This is a genomic window from Aeribacillus sp. FSL K6-1305, assembly GCF_038050115.1.
GTDB lineage: Bacteria > Bacillota > Bacilli > Bacillales > Aeribacillaceae > Aeribacillus > Aeribacillus composti.
The window spans coordinates 792,638-809,881 of record NZ_JBBOQV010000002.1 but is presented as its reverse complement, the minus strand read 5'-3'; the positions used below and the strand labels follow the sequence as shown (position 1 = coordinate 809,881).

25 protein-coding genes are annotated in these 17,244 nt (G+C 42.1%); all 25 read right to left on the bottom strand.

Translation table 11 applies throughout. The features are described from left to right. Positions 1-9: 9 nt before the first annotated feature. The 25 genes from rpsE to rpoC all read right to left on the bottom strand — a co-directional run bounded on the left by rpsE (position 10) and on the right by rpoC (position 17,202). Positions 10-510: a 30S ribosomal protein S5 gene (gene rpsE, locus NST97_RS13770; RefSeq protein ID WP_063387175.1), complete on the bottom strand. Its 501-nt coding sequence runs from the start codon at positions 508-510 to the stop codon at positions 10-12. A gap of 21 nt (positions 511-531) precedes the next feature. Further along, a complete protein-coding gene (rplR, locus tag NST97_RS13765) occupies positions 532-894 on the bottom strand; it encodes a 50S ribosomal protein L18 (RefSeq protein ID WP_063387174.1) in 363 nt (120 codons plus the stop codon). Between the two features lie 31 nt (positions 895-925). Next, positions 926-1,462: a 50S ribosomal protein L6 gene (gene rplF, locus NST97_RS13760; RefSeq protein WP_063387173.1), complete on the bottom strand. Its 537-nt coding sequence runs from the start codon at positions 1,460-1,462 to the stop codon at positions 926-928. A 29-nt stretch (positions 1,463-1,491) separates the two neighbouring features. After that, complete coding sequence (gene rpsH, locus NST97_RS13755) at positions 1,492-1,890, bottom strand: 30S ribosomal protein S8 (RefSeq protein ID WP_063387172.1); 399 nt, start codon at positions 1,888-1,890, stop codon at positions 1,492-1,494. Between the two features lie 30 nt (positions 1,891-1,920). Continuing rightward, positions 1,921-2,106: a type Z 30S ribosomal protein S14 gene (locus NST97_RS13750; protein WP_063387171.1), complete on the bottom strand. Its 186-nt coding sequence runs from the start codon at positions 2,104-2,106 to the stop codon at positions 1,921-1,923. A gap of 20 nt (positions 2,107-2,126) precedes the next feature. Then, positions 2,127-2,672, bottom strand: a complete 546-nt coding sequence (gene rplE, locus NST97_RS13745; RefSeq protein ID WP_063387170.1) for a 50S ribosomal protein L5 — start codon at positions 2,670-2,672, stop codon at positions 2,127-2,129. A gap of 20 nt (positions 2,673-2,692) precedes the next feature. Then, a complete protein-coding gene (gene rplX / locus NST97_RS13740) occupies positions 2,693-3,004 on the bottom strand; it encodes a 50S ribosomal protein L24 (protein WP_063387169.1) in 312 nt (103 codons plus the stop codon). A gap of 35 nt (positions 3,005-3,039) precedes the next feature. Beyond that, positions 3,040-3,408 (bottom strand): 50S ribosomal protein L14, encoded by a 369-nt coding sequence (rplN, locus tag NST97_RS13735; protein WP_063387168.1) that lies wholly within the window; start codon positions 3,406-3,408, stop codon positions 3,040-3,042. Positions 3,409-3,449: 41 nt separating this feature from the next. After that, positions 3,450-3,713, bottom strand: coding sequence for a 30S ribosomal protein S17 (rpsQ, locus tag NST97_RS13730; RefSeq protein ID WP_063387167.1), 264 nt, complete (start codon positions 3,711-3,713; stop codon positions 3,450-3,452). A gap of 21 nt (positions 3,714-3,734) precedes the next feature. Next, on the bottom strand, positions 3,735-3,935 hold the full coding sequence (rpmC, locus tag NST97_RS13725; RefSeq protein ID WP_063387166.1) for a 50S ribosomal protein L29: 201 nt from the start codon (positions 3,933-3,935) through the stop codon (positions 3,735-3,737). Continuing rightward, complete coding sequence (rplP, locus tag NST97_RS13720) at positions 3,925-4,359, bottom strand: 50S ribosomal protein L16 (protein WP_063387165.1); 435 nt, start codon at positions 4,357-4,359, stop codon at positions 3,925-3,927. Before rplP ends, rpmC begins: the two co-directional genes overlap by 11 nt. A gap of 2 nt (positions 4,360-4,361) precedes the next feature. After that, positions 4,362-5,018, bottom strand: coding sequence for a 30S ribosomal protein S3 (gene rpsC, locus NST97_RS13715; RefSeq protein WP_063387164.1), 657 nt, complete (start codon positions 5,016-5,018; stop codon positions 4,362-4,364). Positions 5,019-5,021: 3 nt separating this feature from the next. Continuing rightward, positions 5,022-5,363: a 50S ribosomal protein L22 gene (gene rplV, locus NST97_RS13710; RefSeq protein WP_063387163.1), complete on the bottom strand. Its 342-nt coding sequence runs from the start codon at positions 5,361-5,363 to the stop codon at positions 5,022-5,024. 20 nt (positions 5,364-5,383) lie between these two features. After that, entirely contained in the window at positions 5,384-5,662 is a 279-nt protein-coding gene (gene rpsS, locus NST97_RS13705) for a 30S ribosomal protein S19 (protein WP_063387162.1), read from the bottom strand. Positions 5,663-5,719: 57 nt separating this feature from the next. Beyond that, positions 5,720-6,550 (bottom strand): 50S ribosomal protein L2, encoded by an 831-nt coding sequence (gene rplB / locus NST97_RS13700; RefSeq protein ID WP_063387161.1) that lies wholly within the window; start codon positions 6,548-6,550, stop codon positions 5,720-5,722. Positions 6,551-6,577: 27 nt separating this feature from the next. Beyond that, positions 6,578-6,865, bottom strand: a complete 288-nt coding sequence (rplW, locus tag NST97_RS13695) for a 50S ribosomal protein L23 (RefSeq protein WP_063387160.1) — start codon at positions 6,863-6,865, stop codon at positions 6,578-6,580. Then, entirely contained in the window at positions 6,865-7,488 is a 624-nt protein-coding gene (gene rplD / locus NST97_RS13690; protein WP_144597965.1) for a 50S ribosomal protein L4, read from the bottom strand. The genes rplW and rplD overlap by 1 nt, the downstream gene beginning before the upstream one ends. A gap of 28 nt (positions 7,489-7,516) precedes the next feature. Then, a complete protein-coding gene (gene rplC / locus NST97_RS13685; protein ID WP_063387158.1) occupies positions 7,517-8,146 on the bottom strand; it encodes a 50S ribosomal protein L3 in 630 nt (209 codons plus the stop codon). 39 nt (positions 8,147-8,185) lie between these two features. Then, positions 8,186-8,494 carry a 30S ribosomal protein S10 gene (gene rpsJ, locus NST97_RS13680; RefSeq protein ID WP_063387157.1) on the bottom strand — a complete coding sequence of 103 codons (309 nt, stop codon included), beginning with the start codon at positions 8,492-8,494 and terminating at the stop codon, positions 8,186-8,188. 272 nt (positions 8,495-8,766) lie between these two features. Then, the gene (gene tuf, locus NST97_RS13675; RefSeq protein ID WP_063387156.1) at positions 8,767-9,954 is read right to left on the bottom strand and encodes an elongation factor Tu; all 1,188 of its coding nucleotides are present in this window, start codon (positions 9,952-9,954) and stop codon (positions 8,767-8,769) included. Positions 9,955-10,085: 131 nt separating this feature from the next. Continuing rightward, positions 10,086-12,164 carry an elongation factor G gene (gene fusA, locus NST97_RS13670; protein WP_063387155.1) on the bottom strand — a complete coding sequence of 693 codons (2,079 nt, stop codon included), beginning with the start codon at positions 12,162-12,164 and terminating at the stop codon, positions 10,086-10,088. Positions 12,165-12,211: 47 nt separating this feature from the next. Further along, a complete protein-coding gene (rpsG, locus tag NST97_RS13665) occupies positions 12,212-12,682 on the bottom strand; it encodes a 30S ribosomal protein S7 (protein WP_063387154.1) in 471 nt (156 codons plus the stop codon). Positions 12,683-12,724: 42 nt separating this feature from the next. After that, on the bottom strand, positions 12,725-13,138 hold the full coding sequence (rpsL, locus tag NST97_RS13660; RefSeq protein WP_063387153.1) for a 30S ribosomal protein S12: 414 nt from the start codon (positions 13,136-13,138) through the stop codon (positions 12,725-12,727). A gap of 101 nt (positions 13,139-13,239) precedes the next feature. Then, positions 13,240-13,488 carry a 50S ribosomal protein L7ae-like protein gene (locus NST97_RS13655; protein WP_063387152.1) on the bottom strand — a complete coding sequence of 83 codons (249 nt, stop codon included), beginning with the start codon at positions 13,486-13,488 and terminating at the stop codon, positions 13,240-13,242. 111 nt (positions 13,489-13,599) lie between these two features. Then, complete coding sequence (gene rpoC, locus NST97_RS13650) at positions 13,600-17,202, bottom strand: DNA-directed RNA polymerase subunit beta' (protein WP_117017138.1); 3,603 nt, start codon at positions 17,200-17,202, stop codon at positions 13,600-13,602. Positions 17,203-17,244 lie beyond the last annotated feature (42 nt).

Sequence of the window (17,244 nt, the reverse complement as noted above, 5' to 3'; positions counted from 1 at the left end):
TTTCCCTCCTTATCCTAACAGTTCTTCAACCGTTTTTCCACGAAGTTTAGCAACATCTTCTACACGCTTCAGCTGCTTTAACCCGTCAACTGTTGCCCGAACCATATTAATCGGTGTATTGGAGCCTAAAGATTTAGATAAGATATCGTGAACACCTGCTAATTCAAGTACTGCACGGACAGGTCCTCCAGCGATAACCCCCGTACCTTCAACAGCAGGTTTCAAGAGAATCTTTCCTGCACCGAATTTACCGATTACTTCGTGTGGAATGGACGTACCTACAATTGGTACTTCAATTAAGTTTTTCTTTGCATCTTCAATTGCTTTGCGGATAGCATCAGGAACTTCTTGCGCTTTACCAGTTCCGAAACCTACATGACCGTTTTTGTCTCCGACAACAACAAGAGCAGCAAAACGGAAACGACGGCCACCTTTTACTACTTTTGCAACACGGTTTACGGTAACAACACGTTCTTCAAGTTCAAGTTTGCTTGGATCAATACGACGCATCACTTTTCCCTCCTTTGTCAATTAAAATTCAAGGCCAACTTCGCGAGCTGCATCAGCTAAAGCCTTCACACGTCCATGATATAAATATCCACCACGGTCAAACACAACAGATTTAATACCTTTTTCAAGCGCACGTTTTGCAACAAGTTCGCCGACCTTTTGAGCAGCCTCTACATTCCCAGTTGATTCCAAGTTAAGCTCTTTATCCAAAGTAGAAGCACTCACAAGCGTTTGGTGATTTGTATCATCAATCACTTGAGCATAAATGTGCTTGTTGGAGCGGTATACGTTTAAACGCGGGCGAGCGGCTGTACCGGAAACCTTTGAACGCACGCGTGCATGTCTAGTTTTGCGAACCGCATTTTTACTAGGTTTTGTAATCATCTACGTCACTCCTTTCTTTCTTTATGCGGCATTACTTAGCAGTCTTACCTTCTTTGCGGCGCACATATTCTCCTTCATAGCGGATGCCTTTTCCTTTATATGGTTCAGGCGGACGAACCGCACGAATATTTGCAGCGACTGCGCCAACACGCTCTTTATCTGTACCTTTAACGACGATTTTTGTTTGAGAAGGAACGTCGATTTCAATGCCTTGTTCAGGTTCATATTCGACTGGATGAGAGTATCCGACATTCAATACTAGTTTCTTTCCTGATTTTGATGCACGGTATCCGACCCCGATCAGTTCTAAACTTTTTTCAAAGCCTTTGGAAACACCTTCAACCATATTGGCAAGAAGGCTGCGAGTCGTCCCGTGAAGAGCACGGTGCTCTTTATTGTCAGATGGACGAGTAACAGTTAATACTTGATCTTCAACTTTTATATCCATATCTGGATGAAATGTACGGGTTAATTCTCCTTTTGGTCCTTTTACTGTTACTGTATTTCCATTAATCGTAACAGTGACACCTGAAGGAATTTCAAGCGGTTTTTTCCCTACACGTGACATGAATGACACCTCCATTTCGTGTTAAAAAATTACCAAACGTATGCGAGCACTTCTCCGCCTGTTTGCTTCGCGCGCGCTTCTTTATCAGTTAAAACGCCTTGAGAAGTCGAAACGATTGCTATTCCTAATCCATTCAACACACGTGGCACTTCATTAGCTTTTGCATAAACGCGCAAGCCTGGTTTGCTGATTCGTTTAAGGCCAGTTATAACACGTTCGTTGTTAGGCCCGTACTTTAAGAAAATGCGCAAAATACCTTGTTTATTATCTTCAATATATTCATAATCGCGAATAAACCCTTCACGCTTTAAAATTTCAGCAATTTCCCGTTTAATTTTGGAAGCAGGAACTTCCAGTTTTTCATGACGAACCATGTTCGCATTGCGAATGCGAGTAAGCATATCTGCAATAGGATCTGTCATCACCATTATAAATAACCTCCTTCCCATTTATCGATACTACCAACTAGCTTTTTTCACGCCAGGGATCTGACCTTTGTAAGCAAGTTCACGGAAACAAATACGGCAAAGCTTAAATTTGCGGATGACTGCATGCGGACGGCCGCAGCGTTCACAGCGTGTGTATTCACGCACTTTAAATTTTTGCTTGCGTTTTTGTTTCGCAATCATTGACTTTTTAGCCACATTTTCGCCTCCAATCTAAATTAGCGATTATTTTGGAACGGCATGCCGAACAGAGTTAATAGCTCGCGAGCCTCTTCATCGGTTTTTGCTGTTGTAACGATTACGATATCCATACCTCTTACTTTATTTACTTTATCGTAATCAATTTCTGGGAAAATAAGTTGTTCTCTAATACCAAGCGTATAATTGCCGCGGCCATCAAATGATTTTTTAGATACACCACGGAAGTCGCGCACACGTGGTAAAGAAACGGAAATCAATTTGTCAAAGAAATCGTACATACGCTCTCCACGAAGCGTAACTTTGCAGCCGATCGGCATTCCTTCACGAAGCCGGAAGCCGGCAATGGATTTTTTCGCACGAGTCACTACAGGTTTTTGACCAGAAATGAGAGTTAATTCTTCAACAGCACTGTCCAGCGCTTTCGCATTTTGGACTGCATCACCGACGCCCATATTGATGACAATTTTTTCGATTTTAGGAACTTGCATAACAGATTTATAGTTAAACTTGTTCATTAGTGCAGGTATGATTTCTTTTACGTATTTTTCTTTAAGGCGGTTCATAAATAGACCTCCCTTCCAAATTATTTATCTAAAATTTCACCTGATTTTTTTGCTACACGCACCTTTTTGCCGTCCACAATTTTATAACCGACACGAGTCGGTTCACCTGTTTTTGGATCTAATGGCATTACATTTGATACATGAATAGGCGCTTCTTTACTGATAATTCCGCCTTGTGGATTATCTTGAGAAGGCTTCGCATGTTTTTTCACGATGTTCACGCCTTCCACAAGCACGCGGTTCTTTTTCGGATATGCTGCAAGGATCACGCCTTGTTTTCCTTTATCTTTTCCGGCGATCACCATTACTTTGTCACCCTTCTTAACATGCATCGATTACACACCTCCTTGGTAAGCCAAACTCATAATTAAAGTACTTCTGGAGCAAGAGAAACGATTTTCATAAAGTTTTTATCGCGAAGTTCACGCGCAACCGGTCCAAAAATACGAGTACCTCTTGGGCTTTTGTCTTCGCGGATGATGACGCATGCGTTTTCGTCAAAACGAATGTACGAACCGTCAGGACGGCGCACACCACGTTTTGTACGCACAACAACAGCTTTTACTACATCACCTTTTTTAACAACGCCTCCTGGTGTTGCTTGTTTAACCGTACCGACAATAATATCACCGATATTTGCTGTTTTACGACCAGATCCGCCAAGAACTTTAATTGTTAACAATTCACGTGCACCAGAGTTATCAGCAACTTTTAAACGAGATTCTTGTTGAATCATGTTCGTGACCTCCCTTCGGAATTTTTTTCATCCGAACCAAATTAAATAATAACTGCTTCTTCTACAATTTCAACTAAACGGAAACGTTTTGTTGCAGATAGCGGGCGAGTTTCCATAATGCGAACGATATCGCCGACTTTCGCTTTGTTTTGCTCATCATGAGCTTTGAACTTTTTAGAATATTTCACGCGTTTTCCATAAAGCGGGTGTTTTTTATAAGTTTCAACAAGAACAGTGATGGTCTTATCCATTTTATCCGACACGACGCGTCCAGTATAAACTTTGCGCTTGTTGCGTTCACTCATTTGGCAAACCTCCTCTCACGATTATTTGTTTGCAGCAATTTCTCTTTCGCGAATAATAGTTTTCATTCTAGCAATCGTTTTGCGTACTTCACGGATGCGGGCAGTATTTTCAAGCTGACCAGTCGCAAGCTGGAAGCGCAAGTTAAACAATTCTTCTTTTAAAGATTTCACTTTTTGTTCAATTTCGGCAGTGGTTAGATCACGAATTTCTTTAGCTTTCATTTGATTCACCACCAATTTCTTCACGTTTTACAAATTTTGTTTTGATCGGTAATTTATGAGATGCAAGACGCAGTGCTTCACGTGCAACTTCTTCAGAAACACCCGCAACCTCGAACAATACTTTGCCCGGCTTCACTACAGCAACCCAGCCTTCAGGTGCCCCTTTACCGGAACCCATCCGTACTTCTAAAGGTTTAGCCGTGTATGGTTTAGACGGGAAAATTTTAATCCAAACTTTTCCGCCACGTCTCATATAACGCGTCATCGCGATACGTGCTGCTTCAATTTGTCTGTTGGTGATCCAAGCAGGCTCAAGAGCTTGAATGCCATATTCACCGAAATGAACTTCAGTGCCGCCTTTTGCACGTCCGCGCATTTTCCCGCGATGTTCTCTACGATATTTTACGCGTTTCGGCATTAACATAATTATTTGCCTCCTTCCTCATTGTTCTTTTTAGCTGGAAGAACTTCTCCACGATAAATCCAAACTTTTACGCCTAATTTTCCGTACGTTGTATCCGCTTCTGCAGTTCCGTAATCGATGTCTGCACGAAGAGTATGAAGCGGTACCGTTCCTTCACTGTAATGTTCAGAACGTGCGATATCTGCACCACCAAGACGGCCGGATACCATTGTTTTAATACCTAATGCACCTGCGCGCATTGCACGTTGGATCGCTTGTTTTTGAACACGACGGAACGAAGCGCGGTTTTCTAGCTGACGTGCAATATTTTCCGCAACAAGTTTTGCATCTAAATCAGCTTTTTTAATTTCTAAAATATTAATGTGCACACGTTTGCCAGTTAGTTGGTTCAAAGCCTTTCTTAAAGCTTCGACCTCTGTACCACCTTTACCGATAACCATTCCTGGCTTAGCTGTGTGGATAGTGATATTTAAACGGTTTGCCGCACGTTCAATTTCAATGCGGGAAACGGATGCATCGCTTAAACGTTTATTAATGTATTCACGAATTTTGAGGTCTTCATGTAACAGGTCTGCATAATCTTTTTCTGCATACCATTTCGATTCCCAATCACGAATGATGCCAATTCGAAGACCGACTGGATTTACCTTTTGACCCACTAATTATCCCTCCTTTTTTTCCGAAACAATGATCGTAATATGGCTTGTGCGTTTGTTGATTTGGCTCGCTCTACCTTGTGCACGTGGTCTAAAGCGTTTCAAAGTTGGTCCTTCATCAACATAAGCCTTTTCAATATATAAATTGTTTCCGTCCATGTCATAGTTATGCTCTGCATTTGCAACAGCCGATTTTAACACTTTTTCAATAATTGGTGAAGCAGCTTTAGGTGTATGGCGAAGAATGGCAATTGCCTCACCAACTTGCTTTCCTCGGATCAAGTCAATAACTAAACGAGCTTTACGAGGAGCAATTCGTACTGTTCTCGCAACAGCTTTAGCCTGCATCCTAAAATCCTCCTCTCATATTAGCGTTTTGTCTTCTTGTCATCGCCGGCATGGCCTCTGTAAGTACGAGTTGGAGCAAACTCTCCAAGCTTATGTCCTACCATGTCTTCAGTAATGTATACCGGAACATGTTTTCTTCCATCATAGACCGCAATGGTATGACCGATGAAAGATGGGAAAATAGTTGAACGGCGAGACCAAGTTTTGATAACTTGTTTGCTTCCAGTTTCATTTAATTTTTCGATTTTTTTCATTAAATGATCATCGCAGAATGGTCCTTTTTTTAAGCTACGACCCATAATGTTACCTCCCTTCGTGATTGCGCTACGGTTCTGATGAACCGTAGAACAACCCCGTTATTTTTTACGACGGCGAACGATAAATTTATCGGATTTGTTTTTCTTTTTGCGAGTTTTAAACCCAAGAGTCGGTTTACCCCAAGGCGTCATAGGAGATTTACGACCAATAGGTGCTTTTCCTTCTCCCCCACCGTGCGGGTGATCGCTAGGGTTCATAACAGATCCGCGAACTGTTGGACGTTTGCCTAACCAGCGGGAACGTCCTGCTTTACCAATATTAATTAATTCATGCTGCTCATTCCCTACTTGGCCGACAGTGGCACGGCAAGTTGCCAAAATCATGCGGACCTCACCAGAAGCTAAACGAACTAATACATATTTTCCTTCTTTACCCAGCACTTGAGCTGAAGTACCTGCAGAACGAACCAATTGTCCGCCTTTTCCTGGTTTTAATTCGATGTTATGAATGACAGTACCTACTGGGATATTTTGAAGAGGAAGTGCGTTTCCAACTTTAATATCAGCTGTAGGTCCTGACATTACTTCCATTCCTACTTTTAAGTTTTTAGGAGCCAGAATATAGCGTTTTTCTCCGTCAACATAGTTAATTAATGCAATGTTTGCGGAGCGGTTTGGATCGTACTCAATAGTAGCAACGCGTCCTGGTATTCCATCTTTATCGCGCTTAAAATCAATAATACGATATTGACGTTTATGGCCTCCGCCTTGATGACGAACAGTTAGCTTACCTTGGTTGTTGCGTCCTGCTTTTTTATGAAGCGGAGCAAGCAACGACTTTTCCGGCTTGTCAGTAGTGATTTCAGCAAAATCAGATACTGTCATGCCGCGGCGACCGTTAGAGGTTGGTTTATATTTTTTAATCGCCATCTCAGTTTCCCTCCTTCACTTTCAAAATTATGCTTCGAACAATTCGATTTCTTTGCTGTCTGCCGTTAATTTCACGATTGCTTTTTTACGGCGATTTGTCAAACCGCTGAACCGGCCAACACGTTTAAGTTTTCCTTTGTAATTCATAATGTTGACTTTTTCAACTTTGACATCGAAAATTTTTTCAATAGCGTCCTTCACTTCTGTTTTGTTTGCTTTCACATCTACTTCAAATGTATATTTTTTGTCAGCTACTAGATCCATTGAACGTTCAGTGATGATGGGGCGCTTAATAATATCTCGAGGATCCTTCATTATCCAAGCACCTCCTCTACTTTTTCCACCGCTGCTTTTGTAATAACAAGTTTATCATGGTTCAACACATCCAACACGTTGATTCCATTAGCCGTAACAACTGTTACACCTGGAATATTGCGTGCAGACAGGATTACATTTTCGTTTTCGTCTCCTGTTACAATCAGCGCTTTTCTGTCAACGGAAAGCCCTTTGAGAATTCCAGCCATTTCTTTCGTTTTTGGAGCTTCCAACACTAAATCTTCTAATACAACAATATTGTTCTCTTGAACTTTAGAAGATAAAGCTGATTTGATTGCTAAGCGGCGGACTTTTTTCGGTAATTTGTATGCATATGTGCGAGGTGTTGGTCCAAATACTGTCCCACCTCCGCGCCATTGAGGTGAACGGATGGATCCCTGACGTGCGCGTCCTGTACCTTTTTGACGCCATGGCTTACGGCCACCGCCACTAACTTCAGAACGGTTTTTTACTTTATGAGTGCCTTGTCTTTGAGAAGCTCTTTGCATAATGACAGCTTCAAATAATACGTGTTTATTCGGCTCAATACCAAAAACAGAATCATTTAATTCGATTTCGCCAACTGCTGATCCGTTTTGGTTATATAACGTAACTTTCGGCATTTTTCCGTTTCCTCCTTTCCTGTTGAAATTACTTCGCTTTTACTGCAGATTTAATAATAACTAATGATTTTTTCGGTCCCGGAACATTCCCTTTGATTAAAAGAAGATTGCGTTCAGCATCTACTTTTACAACTTCAAGATTTTGAACGGTTACGCGTTCACCGCCCATTCTTCCAGGAAGTTCTTTTGATTTAAAAACACGGTTTGGTGCAATGGCTCCCATTGAACCAGGACGACGGTGGTACCGTGAACCGTGAGACATTGGGCCACGTGATTGTCCGTGACGTTTAATCGCACCTTGAAATCCTTTCCCTTTAGAAATACCTGTCACATCAACAAGTTCCCCAGCAGAAAAAATGTCTACTTTAACCTCTTGACCAATTTCATACTCGTCTACATTAGCACCTCTAACTTCACGAATGAAGCGCTTAGGAGCAGTATTTGCTTTTGCAGCGTGACCTTTTTCCGGCTTGTTTGCAAGCTTTTCACGCTTGTCTTCAAAACCTAGTTGAATCGCATCGTAGCCGTCTGTTTCAACAGTCTTCTTTTGAAGAACGACGTTTGGGGATGCTTCAACTACAGTAACAGGAATTAATTCACCGTTTTCTGCAAATACTTGCGTCATTCCAATTTTTCTTCCTAAGATTCCTTTGGTCATGAGTCACACCTCCTAAATTTCAAATGTTTTAATCTATCGTTACAGTTTAATTTCAATGTCTACACCAGAAGGCAAATCTAAACGCATTAACGCATCAACCGTTTGCGGTGTAGGGTTGACAATATCGATTAAACGTTTATGTGTACGCATTTCAAATTGTTCACGAGAATCTTTATATTTGTGCACTGCTCGAAGAATTGTATAAACTGTTTTTTCAGTCGGTAGCGGAATTGGACCAGAAACATTTGCTCCCGAACGTTTTGCAGTTTCCACAATTTTTTCGGCAGATTGATCAAGGATTCTGTGATCATACGCTTTTAATCGAATTCGAATTTTTTGTTTTGCCATTATTTTCCCTCCTTTTCGCCTACTTTCCATAGACAATTCTCCACGAGAATTTCCTGTACGCCCGCCATGGCAAAGCGGCCGGGTGTATCAGCAACCTCCCGCTTCATCGCAGTCAAAGACCAACGGTATACATTATATAAAAAACAGGTGTCTAATGCAAGAAAAATTCAGGATTTCCTATAAAATTTAGTGTTGTTTCTTTAAAAGTTAATGCTTTGCAGACTTCATATTTATAATAAAAAAAGCGAGCCTATTCGACTCGCTTTTTTCAATTAGTCAAGGATAGCTGAAACAGATCCTGCACCTACAGTACGACCGCCTTCGCGGATAGAGAATTTCGTACCGTCTTCAATCGCAACTGGAGAAATGAGTTCAACAGTCATTTCAACGTTATCTCCAGGCATTACCATTTCTACGCCTTCTGGAAGAGTGATAATTCCAGTTACGTCTGTAGTACGGAAATAGAATTGTGGACGGTAGTTAGAGAAGAATGGAGTATGACGTCCACCTTCTTCTTTAGAAAGAACGTAAACTTGTGCTTTGAATTTTTTGTGCGGTGTGATAGAACCAGGTTTTGCTAAAACTTGGCCGCGTTCTACTTCGTCACGTGCGATACCGCGAAGTAAAGCACCGATGTTGTCTCCAGCTTCAGCTTGATCAAGAAGCTTACGGAACATTTCAACACCAGTAACAGTTGTTTTCTTAGATTCTTCAGCTAAACCAACGATTTCTACTTCGTCACCAACTTTTACAACGCCGCGTTCTACACGACCAGTTGCAACTGTACCGCGACCAGTGATAGAGAATACGTCTTCAACAGGCATCATGAAAGGTTTTTCTGTATCGCGTTCTGGAGTTGGGATGTATTCGTCAACTGCGTTCATTAATTCAATGATTTTTTCTTCCCATTCAGCATCTCCTTCAAGTGCTTTAAGCGCAGAACCTTTGATAACAGGTACATCGTCGCCAGGGAAGTCATATTCAGAAAGAAGGTCACGAACTTCCATTTCAACTAGTTCTAATAATTCTTCGTCGTCTACCATGTCGCATTTGTTTAAGAATACAACGATGTAAGGCACACCTACTTGGCGAGATAAAAGAATGTGCTCACGAGTTTGCGGCATAGGACCGTCAGCAGCAGAAACAACTAGGATAGCGCCGTCCATTTGAGCAGCACCAGTGATCATGTTTTTAACATAGTCTGCGTGTCCAGGGCAGTCAACGTGTGCATAGTGGCGGTTGTCAGTTTCGTATTCTACGTGTGCAGTTGAAATCGTGATTCCGCGTTCACGCTCTTCTGGAGCACCGTCAATTTGATCATATGCACGAGCTTCAGCTTTACCTTGTTTTGCAAGAACAGTAGTAATAGCTGCAGTCAAAGTAGTTTTACCATGGTCAACGTGGCCGATTGTACCAATGTTAACATGTGGTTTAGAGCGTTCATATTTCGCTTTAGCCATAAGTAATTTTTCCTCCTTAAAAAAATATGTTTCATTTTAAATAAATATATAGAATACTTGGAGGCGGCGCAAGTGCATCCGCATCCAAGGGCTACATAAGTATTTATACTTGAACAATGGTTGAAAATCAATTATTCGCCTTTATTTTTTTTGATAATTTCTTCTGCAATGTTTTTAGGCACCTCTTCGTAATGATCGAAGTGCATCGTAAATGTACCGCGTCCTTGTGTATTGGAACGAAGTGCGGTTGCATAACCAAACATTTCAGCAAGTGGAACCATTGCTTTTACAACTTGTGCATTTCCACGTGCTTCCATTCCTTCCACACGTCCACGGCGTGAAGTGATATCACCCATGATGTCTCCCATGTACTCTTCAGGTACAATTACTTCAACTTTCATAATTGGCTCAAGGAGTACCGGGTTACATTTTTGAGCAGCATTTTTAAGGGCAAGTGAAGCGGCAATTTTAAATGCCATCTCACTTGAGTCAACATCGTGGTAAGACCCATCAAAAAGTTTAGCTTTAATGTCAATTAACGGATAGCCTGCAAGCACACCGTTTTGCATAGCATCTTCCAAACCAGCCTGAACCGCTGGAATGTACTCGCGTGGAACGACACCACCGACAATTGCGTTTTCGAATTCAAATCCTTTTCCTTCTTCATTTGGACTGAATTCGATCCAAACGTGACCGTATTGTCCGCGTCCGCCTGATTGACGTACGAATTTACCTTCAACTTGTGCGGATGAGCGGAATGTTTCGCGATACGCAACTTGTGGCGCACCGACATTACACTCAACTTTAAATTCACGTTTCATACGGTCAACGATAATGTCAAGGTGAAGTTCGCCCATACCGGCAATAATTGTTTGGCCAGTTTCCGGATCCGTATGCGATTTGAATGTTGGGTCTTCTTCAGATAGTTTTTGCAATGCTGTTGACATTTTGTCTTGGTCTGCTTTTGATTTAGGTTCAATCGCAACTCTGATAACAGGCTCTGGAAACTCCATCGATTCTAAAATAACCGGATGGTTTTCATCACATAGAGTATCTCCAGTTGTTGTATCTTTTAAACCAACTGCAGCAGCAATATCACCTGCATATACCATTGGAATTTCTTCGCGGTGATTCGCGTGCATTTGTAGAATACGTCCAATCCGTTCACGTTTACCTTTTGTGGAATTGGATACGTATGAACCGGAACTTAATGTTCCTGAATATACGCGGAAGAAAGTTAATTTTCCTACATATGGGTCTGTCATTACTTTAAACGCCAATGCAGCAAATGGTTCATCGTCGCTTGATTTGCGAACTGTTTCTTCCTCTGTATCAGGGATGACGCCTTTTATCGGTGGCACATCGATTGGCGATGGCAAGTAATCAATTACCGCATCCAGCATTAGCTGCACGCCTTTGTTTTTAAAAGCTGAGCCGCATAAAACAGGATAAAACTCAACGTTACAAGTACCTTTACGGATAGCTGCTTTCAGCTCGTCAACGGAAATTTCCTCTCCTTCAAGGTACTTCATCATCAATTCTTCATCAAGCTCTGCAACTGCTTCAATCAATCGAGTGTGCAGCTCTTCTGCTTGTTCTTTATACTCGTCTGGAATTTCACGAGCTTCCGAACGCGTACCTAGATCATCCAGATAGTAATATGCTTTCATTTCCACAAGGTCAATGATACCTTCAAATTGATCTTCTGCTCCAATCGGGAGCTGAATAGGGTGTGCGTTAGCCTCTAAGCGATCGTGAAGTGTTTTGACAGAGTATAAAAAGTCTGCGCCGATTTTATCCATTTTGTTAACAAATACAATGCGCGGCACTCCGTATGTTGTTGCTTGGCGCCAAACTGTTTCCGTTTGCGGCTCAACGCCAGACTGAGCATCAAGAACTGCAACTGCTCCGTCTAGGACTCTCAAAGAACGTTCAACTTCAACCGTGAAGTCTACGTGCCCTGGCGTATCAATAATATTGATCCGATGTCCCTTCCATTGAGCTGTTGTAGCGGCAGATGTAATGGTAATACCGCGTTCTTGTTCTTGCTCCATCCAGTCCATTTGGGAAGCTCCTTCGTGAGTCTCCCCGATTTTGTGAATGCGGCCTGTATAGAACAAAATTCTCTCAGTTGTTGTCGTCTTACCAGCATCAATGTGCGCCATAATACCGATATTGCGAGTTTTTTCTAAGGAGAACTCTCTTGGCATCGGGTAATTTCTCCTTCCTTCATGGGTATTGATAAATATTATGTTTATTACCAGCGATAATGTGCAAATGCTCTATTCGCTTCAGCCATTTTATGTGTATCTTCACGCTTTTTCACTGCCGCACCTGTGTTGTTTGCTGCGTCAATGATTTCAGCCGCAAGACGTTCTTCCATCGTTCTTTCACCACGAAGGCGGGCATAGTTTACTAACCAGCGAAGACCCAAAGTTGTGCGGCGTTCAGGACGAACCTCTACAGGTACTTGGTAGTTTGCGCCCCCTACTCGGCGTGCACGAACTTCTAATACTGGCATAATATTTTTCAATGCTTGTTCAAACACTTCCATTGGATCTTTGCCAGTTCGTTCTCTCACGATATCAAATGCATTGTAAAGAATTTTTTGCGCTTTGCTTTTTTTACCGTCAATCATGATTTTATTAATCAGACGAGTTACTAATTTTGAATTGTAAATTGGATCTGGTAGTACGTCACGTTTTGGTACAGGTCCTTTACGTGGCATCACTAAATTCCTCCCTTCATTCTGTATTTATTATATTATCTTTTAGTTTTTAGGACGTTTCGTTCCATATTTGGAACGGCCTTGCTTACGGTTTTCAACTCCAGCTGTGTCAAGAGCTCCGCGTACGATATGATAGCGGACACCAGGCAAGTCTTTTACACGTCCGCCGCGGATTAGCACAACGCTGTGCTCTTGCAGGTTATGTCCGATCCCCGGAATATAAGCTGTTACTTCAATTCCGTTTGACAAGCGGACACGTGCATATTTACGAAGAGCTGAGTTTGGTTTTTTAGGTGTCATTGTTCCAACACGTGTACATACTCCTCGTTTTTGCGGCGAAGATAAATTTGTTTGTTCTTTTTTGAAGCTGTTGTATCCTTTGTTTAACGCAGGAGATTTTGATTTTACTACTTTGCGCGTGCGGCCTTTTCGCACTAATTGGTTAATTGTAGGCATATACATTTCCTCCCTTCAAACGTTTTTTCAAACCCACACATCCAGGCGGTTCATAATTTGGTAAAAACAATTGTTTTTGCAGAAATCTACAAAAACAATGTTTATTTTATAATTGCAACAGCTGCCGCTCCAACTTCTATTCCGCAAGCTTTTCCGAGCTTCTTCATAGAATCGACCTTAATTAAAGGAACTTCTTTCTCTTCAGCCAGCTGAACCACTTTGTTTGTCACTTTCGGGTCAGCATCCACTGCAATGATAACTTCCTTTACAGTGTCATTTTTCAGAGCTTTCACTGTTTGCTTTGTACCAATAATAATCTTTTCAGCCTGTGCTACTTTTTCATAAGACATATTTCATATCCTCCAAAGTGACAGGTGATATTTACACACCTTGATAATATTAACATTGGAAAAGATGGATGTCAACTGTGCATTTTACGGCATCCATCTTTTCCCCGACAATTATTCAACCGAAATCGTTTCGTCAACGGATTTTTTATTCATGACCGGTTTTATTTTTCTATAGAGCTGCATTCCTGTTCCAGCCGGAACAAGCTTACCGATAATAACATTTTCCTTCAAGCCTAACAGTTCATCCCGTTTTCCTTTAATGGCCGCATCCGTTAATACGCGTGTTGTCTCTTGGAATGATGCGGCAGACAAGAAGGACTCCGTTTCAAGCGATGCCTTTGTAATACCGAGCAATACCGGACGTCCTGTTGCAGGGCGTTTTCCTTCCAAAAGCACCTTTTTATTTGCTTCTGTAAATTGATGAACGTCAAGGAGTGTTCCCGGCAGAACATCCGTATCGCCGGAATCGATGACACGGACTTTCCGCAGCATTTGCCGCACCATTACTTCAATATGTTTATCGCCGATTTCCACACCTTGCATTCTGTACACTTTTTGCACTTCACGAAGCAAATATTCTTGAACGGCTAAAATGTCTTTTACTTTCAACAATTCTTTTGGATCTATTGAACCTTCCGTAATTTCTTGGCCGCGTTCTACACGGTCCCCCACAGCTACTTTTAAGCGGGCGTTAAATGGCGCCGTGTATGTGCGTGTTTCCACTTCACCGCGGACGACAATTTCTTGCTGCTTATCTCTCACTTCATTAATTTCAGCAACTACCCCGTCAATTTCTGAAATAACCGCTTGCCCTTTTGGATTACGGGCTTCAAACAATTCTTGAACACGCGGCAAACCTTGGGTAATGTCGTCGCCGGCAACCCCACCGGTGTGGAAAGTACGCATCGTCAGCTGTGTACCCGGCTCTCCGATCGATTGAGCTGCGATAATTCCTACCGCTTCGCCTACTTCGACATCAGTGCCGGTAGCCAAGTTCCGTCCATAACATTTTTTACATACACCATGTCTTGTATTACATGTGAATGCAGAGCGAATCCAAACTTCTTCTATCCCTGCATTGACAATTTGAGCTGCTATGTCTTCGGTAATCATTTCATTTTCCCTGACAAGCACTTCGCCCGTTTCAGGATGAATAACCGATCTTCTTGCATATCGTCCGATAATCCGTTCCTCGAGTTTTTCGATAACTTCTGAACCGTCTTTCAGCGCTCTCGCTAAAATTCCTCTGTCTGTTCCGCAGTCTTCCTCACGAATAATCACATCTTGCGCAACATCTACAAGGCGGCGTGTTAAATAACCGGAGTCAGCAGTTTTTAATGCTGTATCTGCCAGACCTTTTCTGGCACCATGGGTCGAGATGAAGTATTCTAACACTGTCAAACCTTCTCTAAAACTCGATTTAATCGGAAGCTCAATAATTCGTCCAGCAGGGTTAGCCATCAGTCCGCGCATTCCCGCAAGCTGCGTGAAGTTAGATGCATTTCCGCGAGCTCCTGAATCGCTCATCATGAAAATCGGATTCCGCTTATCTAATGAATTCATCAGCTTGCTTTGAATGGTGTCTTTAGCAGCACTCCAAATAGAGATAACACGATCGTACCGCTCATCTTCAGTGATTAATCCGCGTCTGAATTGCTTCAAGACATTGTCAACTTTAGCTTGCGCCTCTTTTAAAATTGCTTCTTTTTCCGCCAACACAACAATATCAGAAACACCGATTGTAATTCCGGCTTTAGTCGAATATTTAAAGCCTAAATCTTTTAAGCGGTCAAGCATCTTCGATGTTTCAGTAATATGGAATCTCTTAAAGACTTCGGCAATAATTTTTCCTAAAATTCCTTTTTTAAATGGAGGAATGATTTCTTGGTTTTTAATGTGCTCCCGCACATCTACCTGTGCCGGATCAACAAAATATTTATCAGGCGTGCATTCTTGAATGTTCTTAGTTGACGGCTCATTAATATACGGGAACGAATTCGGCAGTATTTCGTTGAATATTAATTTTCCTACCGTTGTGATCAGAAGCTTTTTATTTTGTTCTTCTGTAAATGTTTCGTTCTTTAAGGAACCGGCATGTACTGCAATTCGTGTATGCAAATGTACATGGCCGTTTTGATAGGCAATGAGCGCCTCATCAGGATCTTTGAAAATTTTCCCTTCTCCGATCGCTCCTTCACGTTCCATTGTTAAGTAATAGTTCCCCAACACCATATCTTGTGAAGGCGTAACAACCGGTTTTCCGTCTTTCGGATTTAAAATGTTTTGAGCCGCAAGCATTAACAGCCTTGCTTCTGCTTGTGCTTCTGCCGATAACGGAACGTGAACAGCCATTTGGTCACCGTCGAAGTCAGCATTATAGGCTGTACATACCAACGGATGTAGACGAATGGCACGCCCTTCGACTAACGTCGGTTCGAACGCTTGGATTCCTAATCTGTGCAAAGTCGGTGCCCGGTTAAGTAGAACCGGATGTTCTTTAATGACTTCCTCCAACACATCCCAAACTTCAGGATGGACGCGTTCAATTTTCCGTTTGGCGCTTTTAATGTTATGTGCCAGCCCTTTTTCAACAAGCTCCTTCATGACAAAAGGCTTAAAGAGCTCAAGCGCCATTTCCTTTGGCAAACCGCATTGATACATTTTAAGATTTGGGCCGACAACGATAACGGAACGTCCAGAGTAGTCAACCCGTTTTCCTAACAGGTTTTGACGGAAGCGTCCTTGCTTTCCTTTCAGCATATGAGAGAGTGACTTCAGTGGACGATTTCCCGGTCCAGTAACTGGACGACCACGGCGTCCATTGTCAATAAGAGCGTCAACAGCCTCTTGAAGCATCCGTTTCTCATTTTGCACGATGATACTTGGCGCTCCAAGATCCAACAGTCTTTTTAAACGATTGTTTCGGTTAATAACACGGCGATACAAATCGTTCAAATCGGAAGTTGCAAAGCGTCCGCCATCCAATTGAACCATCGGCCGCAATTCAGGCGGAATGACAGGAAGTACATCCAACACCATCCATGAAGGGTCATTTCCGGAATTTCTGAATGCTTCCATCACTTCAAGGCGTTTAATCGCTCTTGTGCGCCGCTGGCCTTGAGAAGATTTAAGCTCTTCTTTTAACGCTTCTACTTCTTTATCAAGATTGATATCTTGCAATAATTTTTTAATTGCTTCCGCACCCATTGATGCTTGGAAGGCATTTCCGTATTTCTCGCGGTATGTGCGATACTCTTTTTCAGATAAAAGCTGTTTCTTTTCAAGTGGTGTGTCCCCAGGATCTGTCACGACGTAAGAGGCAAAATAAATAACTTCTTCCAATGCTCGAGGTGACATGTCAAGAACTAGTCCCATACGGCTTGGAATCCCTTTGAAATACCAAATATGAGAGACAGGGGCAGCAAGTTCGATGTGCCCCATTCTCTCCCGACGCACTTTTGCTCGCGTAACCTCAACACCGCATCGATCGCATACTACGCCTTTATAGCGAACCCGTTTATATTTTCCGCAGTGGCATTCCCAATCTTTTGTCGGACCGAATATACGTTCACAAAACAAACCGTCTTTTTCAGGCTTTAAAGTACGATAGTTGATCGTTTCTGGTTTTTTCACTTCACCATATGACCATGAACGAATTTTATCAGGTGAAGCAAGACCGATGTGCATATACTCAAAATTATTTACATCCAGCAAGGGGCCTACCTCCCTTTTTATCTTCCGTAGCAAAAAATTCCT